Origin of the sequence: Nocardia sp. NPDC057455 (genome assembly GCF_042802775.1) — a bacterium.
Taxonomy (GTDB): domain Bacteria; phylum Actinomycetota; class Actinomycetes; order Mycobacteriales; family Mycobacteriaceae; genus Nocardia.
Map to the genome: position 1 here is coordinate 48,997 of NZ_JBHVDM010000003.1, position 16,878 is coordinate 65,874.

20 protein-coding genes are annotated in these 16,878 nt (G+C 69.5%); 19 read left to right on the forward strand and 1 reads right to left on the reverse strand.

What is annotated here, in order from left to right:
- Window positions 1-11 precede the first annotated feature (11 nt).
- The 16 genes from ACFU5M_RS02025 to ACFU5M_RS02100 all read left to right on the forward strand — a co-directional run bounded on the left by ACFU5M_RS02025 (window position 12) and on the right by ACFU5M_RS02100 (window position 13,244).
- On the forward strand, window positions 12-926 hold the full coding sequence (locus ACFU5M_RS02025) for a NifU family protein (RefSeq protein ID WP_379042453.1): 915 nt from the start codon (window positions 12-14) through the stop codon (window positions 924-926).
- Window positions 923-1,558: a DUF5947 family protein gene (locus ACFU5M_RS02030; protein ID WP_379042216.1), complete on the forward strand. Its 636-nt coding sequence runs from the start codon at window positions 923-925 to the stop codon at window positions 1,556-1,558. The genes ACFU5M_RS02025 and ACFU5M_RS02030 overlap by 4 nt, the downstream gene beginning before the upstream one ends.
- Complete coding sequence (locus ACFU5M_RS02035) at window positions 1,555-2,202, forward strand: DUF6084 family protein (protein ID WP_379042218.1); 648 nt, start codon at window positions 1,555-1,557, stop codon at window positions 2,200-2,202. The genes ACFU5M_RS02030 and ACFU5M_RS02035 overlap by 4 nt, the downstream gene beginning before the upstream one ends.
- Entirely contained in the window at window positions 2,199-3,527 is a 1,329-nt protein-coding gene (locus ACFU5M_RS02040) for a hypothetical protein (RefSeq protein WP_379042220.1), read from the forward strand. Before ACFU5M_RS02035 ends, ACFU5M_RS02040 begins: the two co-directional genes overlap by 4 nt.
- Before the next feature lie 13 nt (window positions 3,528-3,540).
- Complete coding sequence (locus tag ACFU5M_RS02045; RefSeq protein ID WP_085994907.1) at window positions 3,541-3,660, forward strand: DUF6893 family small protein; 120 nt, start codon at window positions 3,541-3,543, stop codon at window positions 3,658-3,660.
- Between the two features lie 22 nt (window positions 3,661-3,682).
- Window positions 3,683-4,000, forward strand: a complete 318-nt coding sequence (locus ACFU5M_RS02050) for a hypothetical protein (protein WP_379042222.1) — start codon at window positions 3,683-3,685, stop codon at window positions 3,998-4,000.
- A gap of 13 nt (window positions 4,001-4,013) precedes the next feature.
- Entirely contained in the window at window positions 4,014-4,520 is a 507-nt protein-coding gene (locus ACFU5M_RS02055) for a hydrogenase maturation protease (RefSeq protein WP_379042224.1), read from the forward strand.
- Between the two features lie 2 nt (window positions 4,521-4,522).
- Window positions 4,523-4,765, forward strand: coding sequence for a HypC/HybG/HupF family hydrogenase formation chaperone (locus tag ACFU5M_RS02060; protein WP_379042226.1), 243 nt, complete (start codon window positions 4,523-4,525; stop codon window positions 4,763-4,765).
- Window positions 4,762-7,146, forward strand: a complete 2,385-nt coding sequence (locus ACFU5M_RS02065) for a carbamoyltransferase HypF (RefSeq protein ID WP_379042228.1) — start codon at window positions 4,762-4,764, stop codon at window positions 7,144-7,146. Before ACFU5M_RS02060 ends, ACFU5M_RS02065 begins: the two co-directional genes overlap by 4 nt.
- Before the next feature lie 16 nt (window positions 7,147-7,162).
- Entirely contained in the window at window positions 7,163-7,489 is a 327-nt protein-coding gene (locus tag ACFU5M_RS02070; protein ID WP_379042230.1) for a HypC/HybG/HupF family hydrogenase formation chaperone, read from the forward strand.
- Window positions 7,486-8,598 carry a hydrogenase formation protein HypD gene (gene hypD / locus ACFU5M_RS02075; RefSeq protein WP_379042232.1) on the forward strand — a complete coding sequence of 371 codons (1,113 nt, stop codon included), beginning with the start codon at window positions 7,486-7,488 and terminating at the stop codon, window positions 8,596-8,598. Before ACFU5M_RS02070 ends, hypD begins: the two co-directional genes overlap by 4 nt.
- On the forward strand, window positions 8,591-9,667 hold the full coding sequence (gene hypE / locus ACFU5M_RS02080; RefSeq protein ID WP_379042234.1) for a hydrogenase expression/formation protein HypE: 1,077 nt from the start codon (window positions 8,591-8,593) through the stop codon (window positions 9,665-9,667). The genes hypD and hypE overlap by 8 nt, the downstream gene beginning before the upstream one ends.
- 118 nt (window positions 9,668-9,785) lie before the next feature.
- Window positions 9,786-10,823 carry a HoxN/HupN/NixA family nickel/cobalt transporter gene (locus tag ACFU5M_RS02085; protein WP_379042456.1) on the forward strand — a complete coding sequence of 346 codons (1,038 nt, stop codon included), beginning with the start codon at window positions 9,786-9,788 and terminating at the stop codon, window positions 10,821-10,823.
- Window positions 10,820-11,566 carry a DUF6390 family protein gene (locus tag ACFU5M_RS02090; protein ID WP_379042236.1) on the forward strand — a complete coding sequence of 249 codons (747 nt, stop codon included), beginning with the start codon at window positions 10,820-10,822 and terminating at the stop codon, window positions 11,564-11,566. The genes ACFU5M_RS02085 and ACFU5M_RS02090 overlap by 4 nt, the downstream gene beginning before the upstream one ends.
- 725 nt (window positions 11,567-12,291) lie before the next feature.
- Window positions 12,292-12,801 (forward strand): DUF2231 domain-containing protein, encoded by a 510-nt coding sequence (locus ACFU5M_RS02095; protein ID WP_379042238.1) that lies wholly within the window; start codon window positions 12,292-12,294, stop codon window positions 12,799-12,801.
- A 29-nt stretch (window positions 12,802-12,830) separates the two neighbouring features.
- Window positions 12,831-13,244, forward strand: a complete 414-nt coding sequence (locus ACFU5M_RS02100; protein WP_379042240.1) for a hypothetical protein — start codon at window positions 12,831-12,833, stop codon at window positions 13,242-13,244.
- A 120-nt stretch (window positions 13,245-13,364) separates the two neighbouring features.
- Here the strand turns inward: ACFU5M_RS02100 and lexA are convergent, their stop codons facing one another.
- Window positions 13,365-14,138, reverse strand: a complete 774-nt coding sequence (gene lexA / locus ACFU5M_RS02105) for a transcriptional repressor LexA (RefSeq protein ID WP_379042242.1) — start codon at window positions 14,136-14,138, stop codon at window positions 13,365-13,367.
- A 220-nt stretch (window positions 14,139-14,358) separates the two neighbouring features.
- Between lexA and ACFU5M_RS02110 the strand changes: the two genes are divergently transcribed.
- The 3 genes from ACFU5M_RS02110 (at window position 14,359) to nrdR (ending at window position 16,878) form a co-directional block, all read left to right on the forward strand.
- Complete coding sequence (locus ACFU5M_RS02110) at window positions 14,359-14,823, forward strand: hypothetical protein (protein ID WP_379042244.1); 465 nt, start codon at window positions 14,359-14,361, stop codon at window positions 14,821-14,823.
- 124 nt (window positions 14,824-14,947) lie between these two features.
- Complete coding sequence (locus tag ACFU5M_RS02115) at window positions 14,948-16,201, forward strand: hypothetical protein (protein WP_379042246.1); 1,254 nt, start codon at window positions 14,948-14,950, stop codon at window positions 16,199-16,201.
- Window positions 16,202-16,407: 206 nt separating this feature from the next.
- Window positions 16,408-16,878 carry a transcriptional regulator NrdR gene (nrdR, locus tag ACFU5M_RS02120; protein WP_379042248.1) on the forward strand — a complete coding sequence of 157 codons (471 nt, stop codon included), beginning with the start codon at window positions 16,408-16,410 and terminating at the stop codon, window positions 16,876-16,878.

Genomic DNA, 16,878 nt, shown 5'->3' on the forward strand with positions numbered 1-16,878 from the left:
CGGAGGTGACGGTGGAGGATCGCCCGGACGACCAGGACGACGCAACACTCGGTGAGGCCAGGTGGCGGGAAGCCGGCAACCGCATCGAGACTTTGCTCGAGGCGAGTTCGGCGGGCGGTGCGCTCGCCCGCGAGCGCGCCGAACAACTCGTGCGCGAACTGGTCGAACTCTACGGCGCGGGGCTGACCCGCGCGGTCGCACTGCTCGACGCGGCGGCGGTCGAGCGGTTGACCCGCGACGATCTGGTCGCGAGCCTGCTGCTGGTGCACGGGTTGCATCCGCATGATGTGACCACCCGGGTGCGGACCGCGCTGGACAGCGTGCGCCCCTACCTCGGTTCCCACGGCGGGGACGTCCACTTGGTCGACATCGTCGACGGGGTGGTGCGCCTGGAATTGGCGGGCAGTTGCAAGAGCTGTCCGTCCTCGTCGGTGACGCTCGAACTGGCCGTCGAAGACGCGGTGCGGGCGGCGGCGCCGGAGATCGAGTCCATCGAAGTCGTCGCCGCGCGGACGGAGTCGGCGGGGGTGATCTCCGCCGACTCGCTGTTCTCGCGCGTGCGCGCGGACGGCGCGCGGTCCGGCAGTTGGATCGCGGTCCCCGAACTGGCCGAGTTGGGCGCGGGCGAGGTGGGCGGCTTCGATGTCGCCGGGCTGACCGTCCTGGCCTGCAGGGTGGGGGAGGATCTCTACGCCTACCGGGACCACTGTCCCGGGTGTGACCGCTCCCTCGCGGGTGCGGTGCTGGAGCGGCGCGTGGGATTCCCCACCGGTGACGCGGTGTTGCGGTGCCCCACCTGCCGGGCGCACTACGACGTGGTGCACGCGGGCGCCCGGGTCGACGGCGACGGGCATCTCGAGCCGCTTCCCGTGCTCGTGCGTTCCGGCGAACTGTCGGTGGCGGTGCCGGTGGGGGTGCACGGGTGAGCACACCGTTCCGCGCGCTCCAGCGAATCGCCGCCGACCGCGGGCCCGCTCCCCGGCCCGGCGAGCGATGCGAGATGTGCGCGGAGCCGATCGCCGAGCAGCACCAGCACGTCGTGAATGTCGAGGGCAGGCAGCTGATGTGCGTGTGCCGCGGCTGCTATCTGCTGTTCGTCGACCAGAACGCGGCGCTGCGGTATCGAGCGGTGCCGGACCGGTATCTCGCGTTCCCCGATTTCACGATCAGCCAGGCCGAGTGGGACGCGCTGGAGATTCCGGTGAGCCTGGCGTTCTTCTTCCGCAATTCCGCACTGGAGCGGACGGTGGCGTTCTATCCCGGGCCCGCGGGCGCGACGGAATCGGAATTGCCGCTGGAGCAGTGGCACGCGATCCTGCACCGTCATCCCGAGCTGGACGTGCTGGCTCCCGACGTGGAAGCGCTGCTCATCCGGGTGCCGGATCGCCGGACCGAGCAGGCGGCCTGCCTGCTGCTGCCGATCGATGCCTGTTATGAGTTCGTCGGCCGGATGCGGCTGTTGTGGCGCGGTTTCGACGGCGGTCAGGACGTGCACCGGTATCTGGAGCGGTTCTTCACCGAGGCGTCGGCGCGCGCGAGAGCCGGGGGTGCGACATGAGCCCGGTGTACTCGACGACGTTCGCTGTGCTCGAGATGAAACCCGAGCCATACGCCGTCGCGCCGATCCTGTCCGCGCGCGTGGGCATCGCCGCGCTCGCGGAGGAACCCGTGCACGCCATCGCCCTGCGCGCGCAGGTGCGCATCGAGCCGTTCCGCCGCGGCTACTCCGACGAGGAGGCCGCGGGACTGGTCGATCTGTTCGGTCCGCGCGAACGGTGGCACGAGACCCAGCGTTCGTTTCTCTGGATGCACTGCGCCACCATGGTGCCGAGTTTCACCGGCGGCGCCGAAGTGGATCTGCCCATGCCGTGCACCTACGACTTCGAGGTGACGGGGTCGAAGTACCTGCACGCGTTGCGCGACGGTGTGGTTCCGCTGCTGTTCCTGTTCAGCGGGACCGTTTTCATCCGGGGCAGCACCGGATTCGCCATCCAGCAGATTCCGTGGGACCGCGAGGACAAGTTCGGCATGCCCGTGTCGGTGTGGCAGAACCTGATGGGCGCGTACTTCCCGAATTCCGGGTGGGTGCGGCTGCACAACGACACCCTCCGCGCGCTGGCCGCCTACAAGTCCGGCCACGGCCTCCCCGGTTTCGACGACGCGGTGACCCGCCTGCTGACCAGTACGGAGGAGACGACGTGACGACCGCCGACGCCCGCGCCCGCGCCCGCTCCGTGGCCGACGCGGTGCTCTACGAGGGCTACTTGCTCTATCCCTACCGGGCCGACGCCCGCAAGAACCAGTCGCGCTGGCAGTTCGGTGTGCTGGGACCACGTGGAGCGGCTGCCGCGGGGCTCGGCGAGGAGCCGACGCTGTCGGCGCAATGCCTGGTCGCTCCGGTCGAACATCCGGAGATCACCCTGACCGTCCGGTTCCTTCAGCTCCAGCGCCGCCGAGTGATGAACGGGGACGGCGCGTTCGTCGCCGAGTTGTCCGACGGTGAGCGGTCGTGGCTGTCCTGGGACGAGGCGGTCGAGCAGGAGATCGTCATCGGTCCGGTCCCGCCGGGCCGCCTCGTCCGGCCGCTGACCGTCCCGGGCGGCTCCGACACCGAGGAGATCGCCACGGCCGACGCCTCCGCGCGCGGCACGCTCGTGCGAACCCGGCTGCCGCTGGCGGGTGAGCTGGAGCTCGCGGCCGACCGGGACGACGGCTTCTTGCGGCTGACAGTCGTCCTGCGCAATGTGGGCGCACCCGCGGCCGACCAGCACGACGCCATCGCCCGCTCGCTGATCGGCGCGCATGTCATCGCGGAGATCACCGGAGGCGATTTCGTCTCGCTGCTGGAACCACCACCGGACGCGGTGGCCGCGGCCGCCCGTTGCGATCGATACCGGTGCTTCCCCGTGCTCGCGGGTCCGCCCGGCGACTACAGCATGCTGCTGATCTCGCCGATCATCCTCTACGACCATCCGGAGATCGCGGAGCAGAGTGAAGGCGCGCTGTTCGACTCCACCGAGATCGACGAGATCCTCACGCTGCGGATCCTTACGATGACCGACGCGGAGAAGGCGCGGGCGCGAGCCACCGACCCACGCGCGGCGGAGATCATCGACCGCTGCGAAGCCATGTCTCCCGACGCGATGCGGCAGCTGCACGGGGTTCTGCGTGACCCCCACGCCGAAGGTCCGGGACTGATCCCGGACGTACCCGCGGGCCTCGACTGGTGGGATCCGCTGGCCGACGAAGCCGTTCGCCCCGACCTGGACGCGGTGCCGGTCGCGGGCGTGCTCGTGCGCAAAGGCAGCCGGGTCCGGCTGCACCCGGCGCGGCGGGCCGACGCCCAGGATCTGTTCTTCGACGGACAGTGCGCGCGGGTCGTCTCGGTCCACGAGGACGTGGACGGGCAGGCGCACGTCGGGGTCGTGCTGGAGGACGATCCGGCGGCCGAGTTGCACGAATGGTACGGCCGCTACCTGTATTTCGCGCCCGACGAACTGGAGCCGCTCGACGGCACCGAGAAGTGAAAGGAAGTCCGCTATGGAAACCGTGGGAGTGGTGTCGACAACCGTTGTCGCCGTGCTGGTGGCGGCGGGAGTGTATCTCGGCGTGCGCTCGATCCCGGATCTGCGGCGATACCTGAAGATCCGGCACATGTAGCGGCCGACCGGAAAGGAGCATCATGGGTGAGCATCGCGAAGAGCCGCAATCGGCACGGGGCGCGCCGGGTTCGCGCGACACCGGCGCCGATGTCGCGGCCGGAGGCCCGGCGGATCGGGAACCGGGGCACATCGATCACGAGGAGATGACCTCCGCGCACTCCGAAGACACGAAGAAGGGCGCCGAGTTCACCTCGGAAGCCCCGTCCGGCACCGAATCGGCGGCGCCTCCTTACGACGAACGCAAGGAGACCGCCAACGCCCCCTCGGAGACGGCGACCGGAAAGGTCGACGACGCGCGGGTGGGCGGGGCGACAACGCCTACCGAGGAAGAGGGGTGAATCGACGGGCGCGGTGCTGATCGCCGGGATCGGCAACATCTTCCTCGGCGACGACGGATTCGGACCCGAGGTGGTGCGGCGGCTGCCGCGCCACCCCGACCCGGGCGTGCGCGCGGTGGACTACGGCATCCGCGGCATGCACCTCGCCTACGACCTGCTCGATCCCTGGGACGCGCTGGTGCTGATCGACGCGCTGCCCGATCGCGGTGCACCCGGCCGGATCGCGGTGTTCGCCGCCGCGCCGGAGGACACCGGCGCCGCGCACCTCGACGCACACGCGATGAGCCCGGACGCCGTCTTCGCCGGGGTGCGGGCCCTGGGTGGTGCGCTACCGCCCACCGTGGTGATCGGCTGCCAAGTCGCCTGCGTGGAGGAGGGCATCGGTCTGTCCGGGCCGGTCGCCGCGGCGGTGGACGAGGCGGTCGCGGCCGTGGACGTCGTGCTCGCCGGGCTGCTGTCCACCGGTACATCCGATGGTTGCGAGCCGCTCCGGCGGGCCACAGCGCGAAAGGAGGACTGACGATGTGTCTGGGCATCCCGGGACGCGTACTGGCGATCCCCGACGGCTACCACGGCCAGATCGCGCTGGTCGACGTCTCGGGCGAGCAGCGGAAGGTGAACATCGGCCTGCTCGATGCCGATCCGGCCCGGCCGGGTGACTGGGTGATCATCCACATGGGCTTCGCGGTGGAGAAGACCGACGAGGCAGGCGCCACCGCGGCGCTGGACGGTTTGCGCCTGCTACAGCGTGGAGACCTGCCATGACCACCGGGCGGCTGCGGCGTCGTGTGCTCGTGCGCGGTGTGGTCCAGGGTGTCGGGTTCCGCCCGTTCGTCTACACCACCGCCGCCGAGCTGTCCCTGTCCGGCAGCGTCGGCAACGACAGCAGTGGCGTCGTCATCGAAATCGAGGGAGCGCCGCCGGATCTGGACCGGTTCGCCGAGCGGCTGCGCCTGCGCCCGCCGCCGCTTGCGGTGATCGAGTCGGTCGAGCAGGCCGACATCCCGGCGCGTGGCGGCACCGGCTTCCACATCGCGGGCACCACCCGCGACGGCGGTGGCCGCACGCTGGCCTCACCCGATGTCGCGATCTGCGCCGACTGCGAACGCGAGTTGCGCGATCCCGCTGATCGCCGCTATCGCCACCCGTTCGTCAACTGCACCAACTGCGGTCCGCGTTTCACCATCATCGCGAGCCTGCCCTACGACCGCGAGCGGACATCGATGGCCGACTTCGCCATGTGCGACCGGTGCGCGCGGGAATACGCCGATCCCACCGACCGGCGCTTCCACGCGCAGCCGATCGCCTGCCCCGACTGCGGTCCCACCCTCGGGTATACGGGACCGGGAGCCGGTGCGCCGCTGACGGCCGCGCGGCAGCTGCTGCGCGCGGGCGGCATCCTGGCGGTCAAAGGCATCGGCGGCTACCACCTGGCCTGCGACGCCACCGACGAGACGGCCGTGGCCGAGCTGCGCAGGCGCAAACGCCGCGGCGACAAGCCGTTCGCCGTGATGGTGCCGGATCTCGCCACGGCCAAGGCCATCGTCGCCGTCGACGACGCCGCCGCGACGCTGCTGACCAGCCCGGCTCGCCCGATAGTGCTGCTGGCAAGCCGACACACATCAGGACAATTCTCGTCGGCCGCGAGCGATTCGGGATATGCCGTTCGGGCGGGCGAAGACACCGCGTCGGCGATCGCGGTGCCGGGCGATGCCGCGCCGCGGACGCGCCACCCGATCCCGGCCGCGTCGGTGGCGCCCGGCAACCCGGATCTGGGCGTCATGCTCGCCTACACCCCGCTGCACCTGTTGCTGTTCGGCCTGCCCGGCGACCCGCCCGGCCCGCGGGTGCTGGTGATGACCTCCGGCAATCTCGGTGGCGAGCCGATCTGCTACGAGGACGACGACGCCCGCACCAGGCTGGCCGGACTGGCCGACGGCTGGCTGACGCACAACCGGCGCATCCTGGTGCCCTGCGACGACTCGGTGGTGCGTTCGCTCGACGGCCGTGAACTGCCGGTCCGGCGCTCCCGGGGTTACGCGCCGTTGCCGCTGCTGCTGCCGGTTCCGCTACCGCCGACGCTCGCCGTCGGCGCCGACCTCAAGAACACCTGCGCGGTGGCCGACGGCCGCTACGCCTGGCTGAGCCAGCACATCGGCGACATGGACGATCTGGCGACGCTGCGTTCCTTCGACGCCGCCCAGCGCCACCTCGCGGAACTCACCGGCGTGCGGCCCACGCAACTGGTCGCCGACGCGCATCCCGGCTACCGCTCCACCGCATGGGCGCGCGGGCACGCGGGTAAGCGAGCCGTGTACACCGTCCAGCACCACCACGCGCACATCGCGGCCGTCATGGGCGAGCACGGACTCGGCGCGTCCGATCAGGTGGTCGGCATCGCCTTCGACGGGACCGGGTTCGGACCGGACGCGGCGGTGTGGGGTGGTGAGGTGCTGCTCGCGGGCTACAAGGGCTATCGACGCCTGGCCCATCTGAAGTACGTGCCGCTGGCAGGCGGCGATCTCGCGGTACGCAGGCCCTACCGGATGGCGCTGGCGCATCTGCGGTCGGCCGGGATCGACTGGACCGAGGACATTCCGGCGGTCGCGGCATGCCCGCCCGCCGAGCGTTCGGTGCTGGCCCACCAGTTCCGGACCGGTTTGGGCTGCGCTCCCACGTCGAGCATGGGCCGACTGTTCGACGCGGTGTCCTCGCTGTGCGGGGTGCGGCACGTCGTCGACTACGAAGCCCAGGCGGCGATCGAACTCGAGGGACTGTCCCGGGCCGGCGCGGAAGGCGCCACCGCCTACCGATTCTCACTGGACGACGGTGATCCCGCCCTGATCGATCCCGCACCGGTGCTCGCGGACGTGGTCGCCGACGTACGCGCGGGCACGCCCGCGCCGGTGGTGGGCGCGCGGTTCCACGCCGCCGTCGCCCGGCTGGTGCTCGAACTGGCGGTTCGCTATGCCGCCCCGGCGACGGTTGTCGCCCTGTCCGGCGGCGTCTTCCAGAACGCCCTGCTGCTCGCGCGATCGTGCGCGCTGCTGCGCCACGACGGCTACGCCGTGATCACCCACCACCGGCTGCCGCCCAACGACGGCGGCCTCGCATTCGGGCAACTCCTCGCGTGCAGCGAGGGATGAGCGAAGGAGAGCAACGATGTGTCTTGCGGTACCAGGCAAAGTGCTCAGCCTGCACGAGCGGGACGGCACGCTGATGTCGATCGTCGACTTCGGCGGTGTGCACAAGGACGTGTGCTTGCAGTACATCCCGGACGCGGCGGTCGGTGACTACGTCGTGGTCCACGTCGGCTTCGCGATCCAGCGGCTGGACGAGGAGTCCGCGTTGCGGACCCTGGCCGAGTTCGAGCACCTCGGCGTACTGAACGAGGAATTCGGCGACGGTTTCGCCATCGCCGCGAAGCAGGCGGGCATGGACAATCCCGCCGCCGAGCCATCACGCGAGGAACCGGAGGCGAGGACATGAAGTATTTGGACGAATTCAGCAATCCGGAGCTGGCCCAGCACCTGCTCGATCGGATCCGAGCCACTACCAGCCGCCGCTGGGCGATCATGGAAGTCTGTGGCGGTCAGACCCATTCGATCATCCGCCACGGCATCGACCAACTGTTGCCCGACCAGATCGAGATGATCCACGGTCCCGGCTGCCCGGTCTGCGTCACCCCGCTCGAGGTGATCGACAAGGCGCTGGAGATCGCCGCGCGGCCTGGCGTGATCTTCTGCTCGTTCGGTGACATGCTGCGCGTGCCCGGCAGCGCCAAGGACCTGTTCCGGGTCAAGAGCGAAGGCGGTGACGTCCGGGTGGTGTACTCGCCGCTGGACGCGCTGAACTTGGCCAAGGAGAATCCCGACCGGGAAGTCGTGTTCTTCGGCATCGGTTTCGAGACCACCGCTCCGGCCAACGCGATGACGGTGTACCAGGCCGAGCGTCTCGGCATCCGGAACTTCTCGCTGCTGGTGTCGCACGTGCTGGTCCCCCCGGCCATCGCCGCGATCATGGAGTCGCCGACCTGCCGGGTGCAGGGCTTCCTCGCTGCCGGGCACGTCTGCACGGTGATGGGCACCGACGAGTATCCGCCGCTGGCCGAGCAGTACAAGGTGCCGATGGTGGTCACCGGATTCGAGCCGCTGGACATCCTGGAGGGCATCCGCCGCACCGTGCTGCAACTGGAGTCGGGTAGGCACGAACTGGAGAACGCGTACCCGCGCGCGGTATCCGCGGCGGGTAATCCCGCGGCGAAAGCCATGCTGCAGGACGTCTTCGAGGTCACCGACCGAGCCTGGCGTGGCATCGGCGTGATCCCGCGCAGCGGCTGGCGGCTGTCGGAGCGCTATCGCGAATTCGACGCCGAGCACCGCTTCGCCGTGGGCGACCTGCACACCGCCGAGTCGACTATCTGCCGTTCCGGCGAGGTGCTGCAAGGGTTGATCAAACCGAACGAGTGCGCCGCCTTCGGCAAGCAGTGCACGCCGCGTAACCCGCTGGGCGCCACCATGGTGTCCTCCGAAGGCGCGTGCGCCGCCTACTACCTGTACCGGCGGCTCGACCTGCCCGCGGAGGTGGCCCATGCGTGAGGAAGGCGCCGCCCCCGTGGCGATCGACATCGAGGGCTGGGTCTGCCCGATGCCGCTGCGGGACGCGCCGAACATCGTGATGGGCCACGGCGGCGGCGGAGCGATGTCCGGCGAGCTGATCGAGCATCTGTTCCTGCCCGCGTTCGGCTCGGCCGCGCACGCGGATCTCGGCGACTCCGCGGTGGTCACGCTCGACGGCGCGCGGCTGGCCTTCTCCACCGATTCGTTCGTGGTCAAGCCGATCGTGTTCCCGGGCGGCACCATCGGTGAACTCGCGGTCAACGGCACGGTGAACGATCTGGCCATGTCCGGAGCGCATCCGATGGTGTTGTCCACCGCGTTCATTCTGGAGGAGGGCACCGCGCTGGCCGAGATCGCGCGCATCGCGCAGGCGGTCGGCACCGCCGCGCTGGCGGCGGAAGTCCAGCTGGTCACCGGGGACACCAAGGTCGTCGACGCCGGACACGGTGACGGCATCTACCTCAACACCGCCGGAATCGGGGTGGTGCCCCCCGAGGTGGACATCCGGCCGCAGCGCGCGAGGCCCGGCGATGTCGTGCTGGTCAGCGGTGACATCGGTGTGCACGGTGTCGCGGTGCTCAGCTGCCGCGAGGGACTGGAATTCGGCACCACCGTGCTCAGCGACACCGCGCCGCTGCACGGCTTGGTCGCGGCGATGCTGGCCACCGGCGCCGACGTGCACGTGCTGCGCGATCCCACCCGCGGTGGCGTCGCGGCCTCGCTCAACGAGATAGCTCGCGCCGCTGGGGTCGGGGTATCCCTGGACGAACGCCGGCTCCCGGTGCCCGACGGCGTGCGTGACGCGTGCGGCTTGCTCGGGCTGGACCCGATGTACGTGGCCAACGAGGGCAAGCTGCTGGCCTTCGTCGCGCCCGAGGACGCCGATCGTGTGCTCGCGGCGATGCGGGAGCACCCGCTGGGCGCGCAGGCCGCGGCGATCGGCCGGTGCGTCGCCGAACATCCCGGCATGGTGGTCGCCCGCACCGCACTCGGCGGGACACGGGTGGTGGACCTGCCCGCGGGCGAGCAGTTGCCGCGAATCTGCTGAAGGGACCTGGATCGGTCACGAACCAGAAGGCGAGGTGCGGATCATCGTTCGGATCGCCGATACTCCCTCGGCGACGCGCGGCTCGCTGGAGGGGCGGCAGCGGCGCGGCGTCGCGGGGATGGCGTCGGTCATCGTCGCCCTGCACGTCCTGGGATGGGCGGCGCTGCTGCTGGTCGTGGTCCCCGGCGGGTACGTCGTGGACGGTGCGGTGTTCGGGGTCGGCCTCGGCGTCACCGCGTACACGCTCGGAATGCGACACGCCTTCGACGCCGACCACATCGCCGCCATCGATAACACCACCCGCAAGCTGATGACCGACGGGCGCAAGCCGCTGTCGGTGGGATTCTGGTTCGCCCTCGGTCACTCCACCATCGTCTTCGCCCTCGTCGCGCTGCTGGCGTTCGGCGTCAAGGCGCTGGCGGGAAACCTGCGGGACGAGAGGTCCGGGTTGCACCGCTGGACGGGGGTGTTCGGAACCGGCGTCTCGGGGACCTTCCTGCTCGCCATCGGCCTGTTGAACCTGGTTTCCCTGATCGGGATCTGGCGAGTGTTCCGTGGCATGCGCCGCGGGACATACGACTCGGCCACCTTGCGGCAGAAGTTGGACGACCGCGGCGCCTTGCAGCGGGTGATCGGTCCGCTGACCCGGGCGGTGCGCGCGCCGTGGCAGATGTACCCGGTCGGAATGCTGTTCGGCCTAGGCTTCGACACCGTCACCGAGGTGAGCCTGCTGGTGATCGCGGGTGGCGCGGCGGCGACCGCCCTGCCGTGGTACGCGATTCTCGTACTGCCGGTGTTGTTCTCGGCGGGGATGACGCTGTTCGACGCGCTGGACGGCGCGTTCATGAACTACGCGTACGGGTGGGCGTTCGCGGCGCCGCTGCGCAGCGTCTACTACAACATCGTCGTCACGGGCCTGTCGGTCGTGGTAGCGCTGGTGATCGGCGCGCAGGAGATGATCTCCGTGCTGGCCGACGAACTCGGCATCGCCGACGGTCCGGTGGCCTGGGTCGGCGGACTGGATCTCGGCGCCATGGGCTTCCTCATCGCGGGCCTGTTCGTGCTCACCTGGGCCGTGGCGGTGGCGGTGTGGCGATTCGGCCGGCTCGAGCAGCGGTGGTCCGTCGAGCACGCCGGCGAAAGGCCATGCCGATGACCGGCGGCGGCGCGGAGATGTTCGCCCGGTACGCCTACGCGCCCAACCGGCTCGGTTACTGCGGTCCGCCGGACGCGGCCGCCTTGCGGGACGGTTCGGAAGAACAGGTGCGCGCGGTGGCGCGCCGGTTCACCGGCGCGTGGCCCTACCTGCGAGTGATGGCCGCGATGACCGGTATCGCCGATCCGCTGGACCGCCGGCTCGTCGAATCCTATTGGCTGGGCGGGGGAGTCGGCGCGGGCCTGGACCCCCGCGAGTTCACCGCGGAACTGCTGCGTCTGCTCGGTCCGGTCGCGGGCGGATACTGGACCCATCTGACCCCCCGGTTGGCCGAGGAGGCCGCGGCCAACCATTGCTTCCACGTCTTCGGTGTGTACCCGTGGTCCCGGTTGCTCCGGCACGGGAACGAACACCCCCTGCACGTGCTGGACAGCTGCCGGATCACCTGGGGAACGGTCCTCGACCGCAGCGGCGGCGAGGTCGCGCTGCGCTGCCGCAAGCTCCGCTGGGACGGGGAACGCCTCACGCTGTCGGCGGAAACGTCCGAGTCCGTGCCGATCCGGGTGGACGGGTACGCGGCGCTGCCGGATGTGGCGGCGGGGGAGCAGGTCGCGGTGCATTGGGGACGGCTGTGCGGGCGACTGGACGACGCGCGGGTGCGAACTCTGGAGGCGGGCACGGTGCGTCAGCTGGAGGTCACCAATCGGCGGTTGGCCGCGCGGCGAAGCCCGGCGACCAGCTGAACGAACTACGCACCGCCCTGCCGATGGCGCGCGTGGGATTCGTGGCGACGGGCGTCAGCGGGACGACTGGACCGCCGCCGTGATCGCGGCCGATGGCGATGCGTTTCCTCTCGGGCAAAGGATCCGGTCGGTGAAATATGCGCGGCGCTCGTCGAATCGGCGAATTCCGAGAATGCGGGGACGTGTTTCGGCGACCTGTGCGCGGAGTATGATGTATACAGCTGTCGAGCCCGACCGCGAGGAGTGTCGCGTGGATTCATAAAAGGTCGCCCGGGCGGAAATTCATTGCTACCCAGGAATTCGTTCCGGGTGATTATCACAGCGTGTGAGCGCGTTTCCTCGCCGACGTGTCCGATGAGCCGATCTGCTTCTCGGGTCTGCTGAAGGGAGGTGAATCACCGTGATGGATCAGATGATGGGGATGGCGCGCGACTGGTGGAACCGTATGTTCCCGGGCATGCCGATGCCGATGATGCCAATGATGCCGATGATGTAGTAGCTGCTGCACGGCGGAAAATTCGAATAGGGATCTCGCGGTGTGGCGTGCGAGCGTTCGTTTACCGTTTCGGTGAAACACGACCAGCGCGTTACCCGCCGGGTATGCAACGGCCGAGAATTCGACCCCGGGGTCGATGAGGGTCGACCCGATGCGCGGTGTGAATGTCCCGCGCGGCGGGTATGTCAATTTTCGTCATCGACCCGATCGACCTCGGCGGAGGTATGCGATGAGCGGCGATCCACGGCAGGGAAAGCGGCCGGTGAGCGCGATGCTGGCCGGTCCGTACGGGCATCCGTTCCATCCGATCCTGGTCACCGTCCCGATCGGCGCCTGGGTCGCCAGTTTCGTGTTCGACATCGCGTCCCACTTCGTCGACGATCCGGACTTCTTGGTCGAGGGATCGTCGTGGTTGATCGCGATCGGCGTACTGGGCGCTCTGGTCGCCGCGACGATCGGGTTCCTCGATCTGCTCGCGATCCCGACCGGTACGCCCGCCTTCCGCACCGGCTTGCTGCACATGACGCTGAACTTGCTGGTGACCGTCGCCTATGCGCTGGGTTTCGGGTGGCGGCAGGGTGCCGACGTCGCGGTCGCGGTCCCGGCCGGGCCGCTGGCGCTGTCGGCGGCGGGCCTGATGACACTGGCGGTTTCCGGGTATCTCGGCGGCAAGCTGGCTTATCGCTACGGCGTGCGCGTCGCCGACGAAACAACCCAAGCCGGCGGCTTCACCCACTGAATCCCTTCGCATCCTCCAGGAGGCACACCATGGGCATCGCCGCACTGGTTTCTTGGCTGCTCACCGCGGGCGGCGGCTTCTTCTTGCTCGGCACATGGATCGCCCGGGGCGGGACGCGGCAACCGAGTTCCACCCAGCTGCCCGTGCCGGTCGTGTTCGGTCACTTCACGCTCGCCGTGGCCGGACTGATCTGCTGGATCCTGTATCTCGTCCTCGACACGGAAGCACTGGCGTGGGTCGCGTTCGTGTTGCTGATTCCCGTCGCGCTGCTCGGGTTCGCGATGTTTCTGCGCTGGCTGCCCACCTACCGTGCCCGGTCCGCCGGGGCGGCCGAAGCTCCCGAAGGGCACTTTCCCGTCGCCATCGTCGCGGGCCATGGTGTGCTGGCCGTGCTGACCGTCGTGCTGGTGCTGCTGACCGCCCTCGGTGTGGGCACGAGCTGACACCGGCTCCGGCGCCGCGGACTTGCGGGATCGACGGTAGGACTGCTGCCCGTCCACCGGGCAGGCGAACGCCGGCGGCGCGTCACCACGCGGCCGGCGCTCCGGTTGCCGTACGGATCGTCAGATCTTGCGGATGACCGTGACGACTTTGCCCAGGATCTGGGCGTCGTTACCGGGAATCGGCTCGAAGACGGGGTTGTGCGGCATCAGCCAGACGTCCTTGCCGGTGCGCTTGAAGGTCTTCACCGTGGCCTCACCGTCGATCATCGCGGCGACGATGTCGCCGTTTTCGGCGACGTTCTGCTGCCGCACCACCACCCAGTCGCCGTCGCAGATCGCCGCGTCGATCATGGACTGGCCGACCACCTTCAACAGGAACAGCGAACCGTCGCCGACCAGCTCGCGCGGCAGCGGGAAGACGTCCTCAACGGCCTGCTCGGCCAGGATCGGGCCACCGGCGGCGATGCGGCCGAGCACCGGGACGAACGTGGGGACCGGACGGTCGACGTCGACGGTGATCTCACCGTCGTCGACCGCCGCGGCCGGCAGGCTGGTCACCGAGCGCACCACCTCGTCGAGGCCGCGGACGTCCACGGCGCGTGGCCGATTCGGATCGCGGCGCAGGTAGCCCTTGCGCTCCAGGGCGCGCAGTTGATGGGCGACCGATGAGGTGGACGTGAGGCCGACGGCGTCGCCGATCTCCCGGATGCTCGGCGGGTAGCCGCGCTCGCTGACCGAGGTACGGATCACCTCCAGCACTTTGCGTTGACGCACGGTGAGATCCGCCCCGCTAACCGCCGCGTCGGCGCCGCTATCGGTCTCTTCGCCCGTGTCGTCCGTCTGCCTCACCGCAACCGCCTTTCCTGCTGTGCCCGGCCGGTCCGTGCCCGGCATGTGTCCTGATGGCCTGTCGTGTCTTCGGTTCTTCGAATCTAGTCCGGTCACGCCGCGGGATCAAACATCTGTTCGACGTATGTCGGGTGTCCTGCTGACTTTGTCGGCGAGGCGTGGTAGAAATCGAACACCAGTTCTTCGAACACATGAGCGAATGCGGACTGAACACTTGTTCGAAAGCTCGAACGCCGACGGAGCACCTACCACGGAGGTTTGTCCGATGAGCACTGCGATCAGCGATGTCCCCCCTTCTCTGGGCGCGGCGGTCGCGGAACCCGAGCGCCGCGCCGATCTCGCTTCGGCGCAAGACGATCTCGGTTACGAGACGGCGCGGCGGTTGTTGTGCGACGGTGCGCGCGCACGCGCGCTGACGCCCGCGCACCGCTGCGCTGCCGATCGTCGCCCGCCCGGCGCGCGTCCCCCTGCGGGCGTGGTCGCCTACGGCCGGGGCTCGCGCACGGTCGCGCGGCCGCGCGCTCGTGGTGCTCATCCGATGCGCCGAGTCGAGCAGGCGCAGATCGGGTTCGCCGTCCTCGCCGTCACCGCGCTGGTCACCGCCTTGATAGTGGTAGGACTGATCGCCTTGGCGCATGTGCGTGCGGGCGAGTGGGGTGGTGATTCCGGCCGTCCGGTACCCGTGATGGTGGATGGGCCGGGTGTGCCGGTGGGTGGCACTTCGCGGTGAGCGGAAGGGATTTCGGCCACTCCGGGCGGCCGGAATTGTCGATCGGAAACTAGAACGTGTTGCTACCGTGCTGAAAACGTGATCCGGGCAACACTGCCCGAACGATGTCGGGACCTTTCAGCACATGACCCTCCTCACCGCAGGCCGCTCGGTTCGCGTCGTCACCCGCGCGGCCGCCTCGGCCCTCTGTCTGATCCTGGGGCTCGGCGCAGCGTCGATCGCCCGAGCGGAACCCGCGTACGCGACCTATCTGGACCTTCCATCCGTCAACGCTGACGGTGCGAGGGCCGGCGGTCTGAATCCCGCTCTGCCGCTGGAGGAATCGGATCTCGCCGAGGCATTGCGCCAGGCGCGGGCCGACGGTGTGGCGCCCCGCCGCTACGCGACACTGCTGCACCAGTACTGGCTGGTGATCGCCACCCGGAACGCCGACATCGATTCGGCCGCCTGGGATCCCGGGCGCGGCCCGCACGCGAACGAACGCACCTTCAACCAGGTCTACGTCAACTACCTGCGGCTGGCCACGCGGCATCCGGAGTTCTACTGGGCGGGGCTGGCCGGCATCGCGGGCGGATCGTTCGCCTCCGGATTCTTCGACATGGGCGATGTGGGCGTCGTCCTGGACGTACCGGGCATCCATCGGCTCGGCGACGCGGTCGCCGATCTACTTCGTGCCACCCCGCCGGAATTGACACGGGCGCTGCCGGAGGACATCCGGCTGCTCGCCACCGAGGGGTCCCGACTGAGCGCCGCGGACATCGCCTGGTACCAGACCCGCCTGATGATCATGCAGAAGCACATCTTCACGGATTTGGTGCCGATGCACGAAGCCTATGTCGCGCTGGGCATGCGCGGGATCGACGAGATGTACGCGGCAGGCGTGCTCGATGACGACATCCGCACCGCCTGGCGCTCGGTCGCCTCCGGCACCCGGGACGGCTACGTCGACGCTCTGATCCGGATGACCGATCGGGAACAGAACCACGTCGTCGCCGACCAGTGGGACGAGACGGCGGCGGGCCGTGCGCCGATCGGGCGCGTGCTCACCTATGTCAGCACGATCGCGGGTAAACCCGGCGTCCCGGGGGTCCGCTCACCCGGTGTATTCGCCCCTACGGTGGTCGGCGCCGAGATAGGCGGCCGCAGCCTCGCGCTGCGCGTGCCGTTGCCCGGCTTCAATTGGGCCGATCGCGAGACACGATGGCACTACATCACCGGCGACCTGGTGCCCCGCCATATCGATATGGAGACCGACCCCGCCGTGGCCGGCGCCGTTTTCGGCGAGGCGTTCTGGGACAAACTCGCCCGCGGTCGCCTCGCCGCCCGGTTGCCGGACCTCCTCGCCGACCTGACCGCGCACTGGCAGATCACCGGATGAGCAGGCCGCGTCCGCTAGCGGGGGTGAGTGCGGCAATTCGGAAACCCGGACGGGTATCCTCGAAGTGTTATGCAGGCATTCCGCGTGTCGCACGAGGAATACCTGGTGCGGGGGTATAGACCTCTGTACACGGGCTCGCCGGACCGATCGCCCCGATCGGCGCCCGGTCCGGACGCGAGCACGCGCATCGACGAAGGATTTCTCGGATGCATTGCCCGTACTGCCGACACCCCGACTCCCGGGTGGTGGACTCGCGCGAGGCCGACGAAGGCGCGGCCATCCGCCGGCGTCGCGCCTGCCCGCAGTGCGGGCGGCGGTTCACCACCGTGGAGACCGCCATCATGTCGGTGGTCAAGCGGAGCGGCGTCACCGAGCCGTTCAGCCGCGAGAAGGTCATCCGGGGCGTGCGCCGGGCCTGCCAAGGTCGTGAAGTCGACGACGACGCGCTGAACCTGCTGGCACAACAAGTGGAGGACGCGGTGCGCGCCAAGGGTTCTCCCGAGGTGCCCAGCCACGAGGTGGGGCTGGCCATCCTGGGCCCGCTGCGCGATCTGGACGAGGTGGCCTACCTGCGGTTCGCCTCGGTCTACCGGTCGTTCACCTCGGCCGAGGATTTCGAACGCGAGATCCGGGAGATGCGCCAGGCGCGCGCCGAAGCGCTGTCGGCCGCCGACTGA

What these genes read in the sequence shown, in the direction of transcription:
- ACFU5M_RS02035 (WP_379042218.1), top strand. Translation starts at nt 1,555, where the DNA reads ATGAGCCCGGTGTACTCGACGACGTTCGCTGTGCTCGAGATGAAACCC.
- ACFU5M_RS02045 (WP_085994907.1), top strand. Translation starts at nt 3,541, where the DNA reads ATGGAAACCGTGGGAGTGGTGTCGACAACCGTTGTCGCCGTGCTGGTG.
- ACFU5M_RS02050 (WP_379042222.1), top strand. Translation starts at nt 3,683, where the DNA reads ATGGGTGAGCATCGCGAAGAGCCGCAATCGGCACGGGGCGCGCCGGGT.
- ACFU5M_RS02060 (WP_379042226.1), top strand. Translation starts at nt 4,523, where the DNA reads ATGTGTCTGGGCATCCCGGGACGCGTACTGGCGATCCCCGACGGCTAC.
- ACFU5M_RS02065 (WP_379042228.1), top strand. Translation starts at nt 4,762, where the DNA reads ATGACCACCGGGCGGCTGCGGCGTCGTGTGCTCGTGCGCGGTGTGGTC.
- ACFU5M_RS02070 (WP_379042230.1), top strand. Translation starts at nt 7,163, where the DNA reads ATGTGTCTTGCGGTACCAGGCAAAGTGCTCAGCCTGCACGAGCGGGAC.
- hypD (WP_379042232.1), top strand. Translation starts at nt 7,486, where the DNA reads ATGAAGTATTTGGACGAATTCAGCAATCCGGAGCTGGCCCAGCACCTG.
- hypE (WP_379042234.1), top strand. Translation starts at nt 8,591, where the DNA reads ATGCGTGAGGAAGGCGCCGCCCCCGTGGCGATCGACATCGAGGGCTGG.
- ACFU5M_RS02085 (WP_379042456.1), top strand. Translation starts at nt 9,786, where the DNA reads ATGGCGTCGGTCATCGTCGCCCTGCACGTCCTGGGATGGGCGGCGCTG.
- ACFU5M_RS02090 (WP_379042236.1), top strand. Translation starts at nt 10,820, where the DNA reads ATGACCGGCGGCGGCGCGGAGATGTTCGCCCGGTACGCCTACGCGCCC.
- ACFU5M_RS02095 (WP_379042238.1), top strand. Translation starts at nt 12,292, where the DNA reads ATGAGCGGCGATCCACGGCAGGGAAAGCGGCCGGTGAGCGCGATGCTG.
- ACFU5M_RS02100 (WP_379042240.1), top strand. Translation starts at nt 12,831, where the DNA reads ATGGGCATCGCCGCACTGGTTTCTTGGCTGCTCACCGCGGGCGGCGGC.
- lexA (WP_379042242.1), bottom strand. Translation starts at nt 14,138, where the DNA reads ATGCCGGGCACGGACCGGCCGGGCACAGCAGGAAAGGCGGTTGCGGTG.
- ACFU5M_RS02110 (WP_379042244.1), top strand. Translation starts at nt 14,359, where the DNA reads ATGAGCACTGCGATCAGCGATGTCCCCCCTTCTCTGGGCGCGGCGGTC.
- ACFU5M_RS02115 (WP_379042246.1), top strand. Translation starts at nt 14,948, where the DNA reads ATGACCCTCCTCACCGCAGGCCGCTCGGTTCGCGTCGTCACCCGCGCG.
- nrdR (WP_379042248.1), top strand. Translation starts at nt 16,408, where the DNA reads ATGCATTGCCCGTACTGCCGACACCCCGACTCCCGGGTGGTGGACTCG.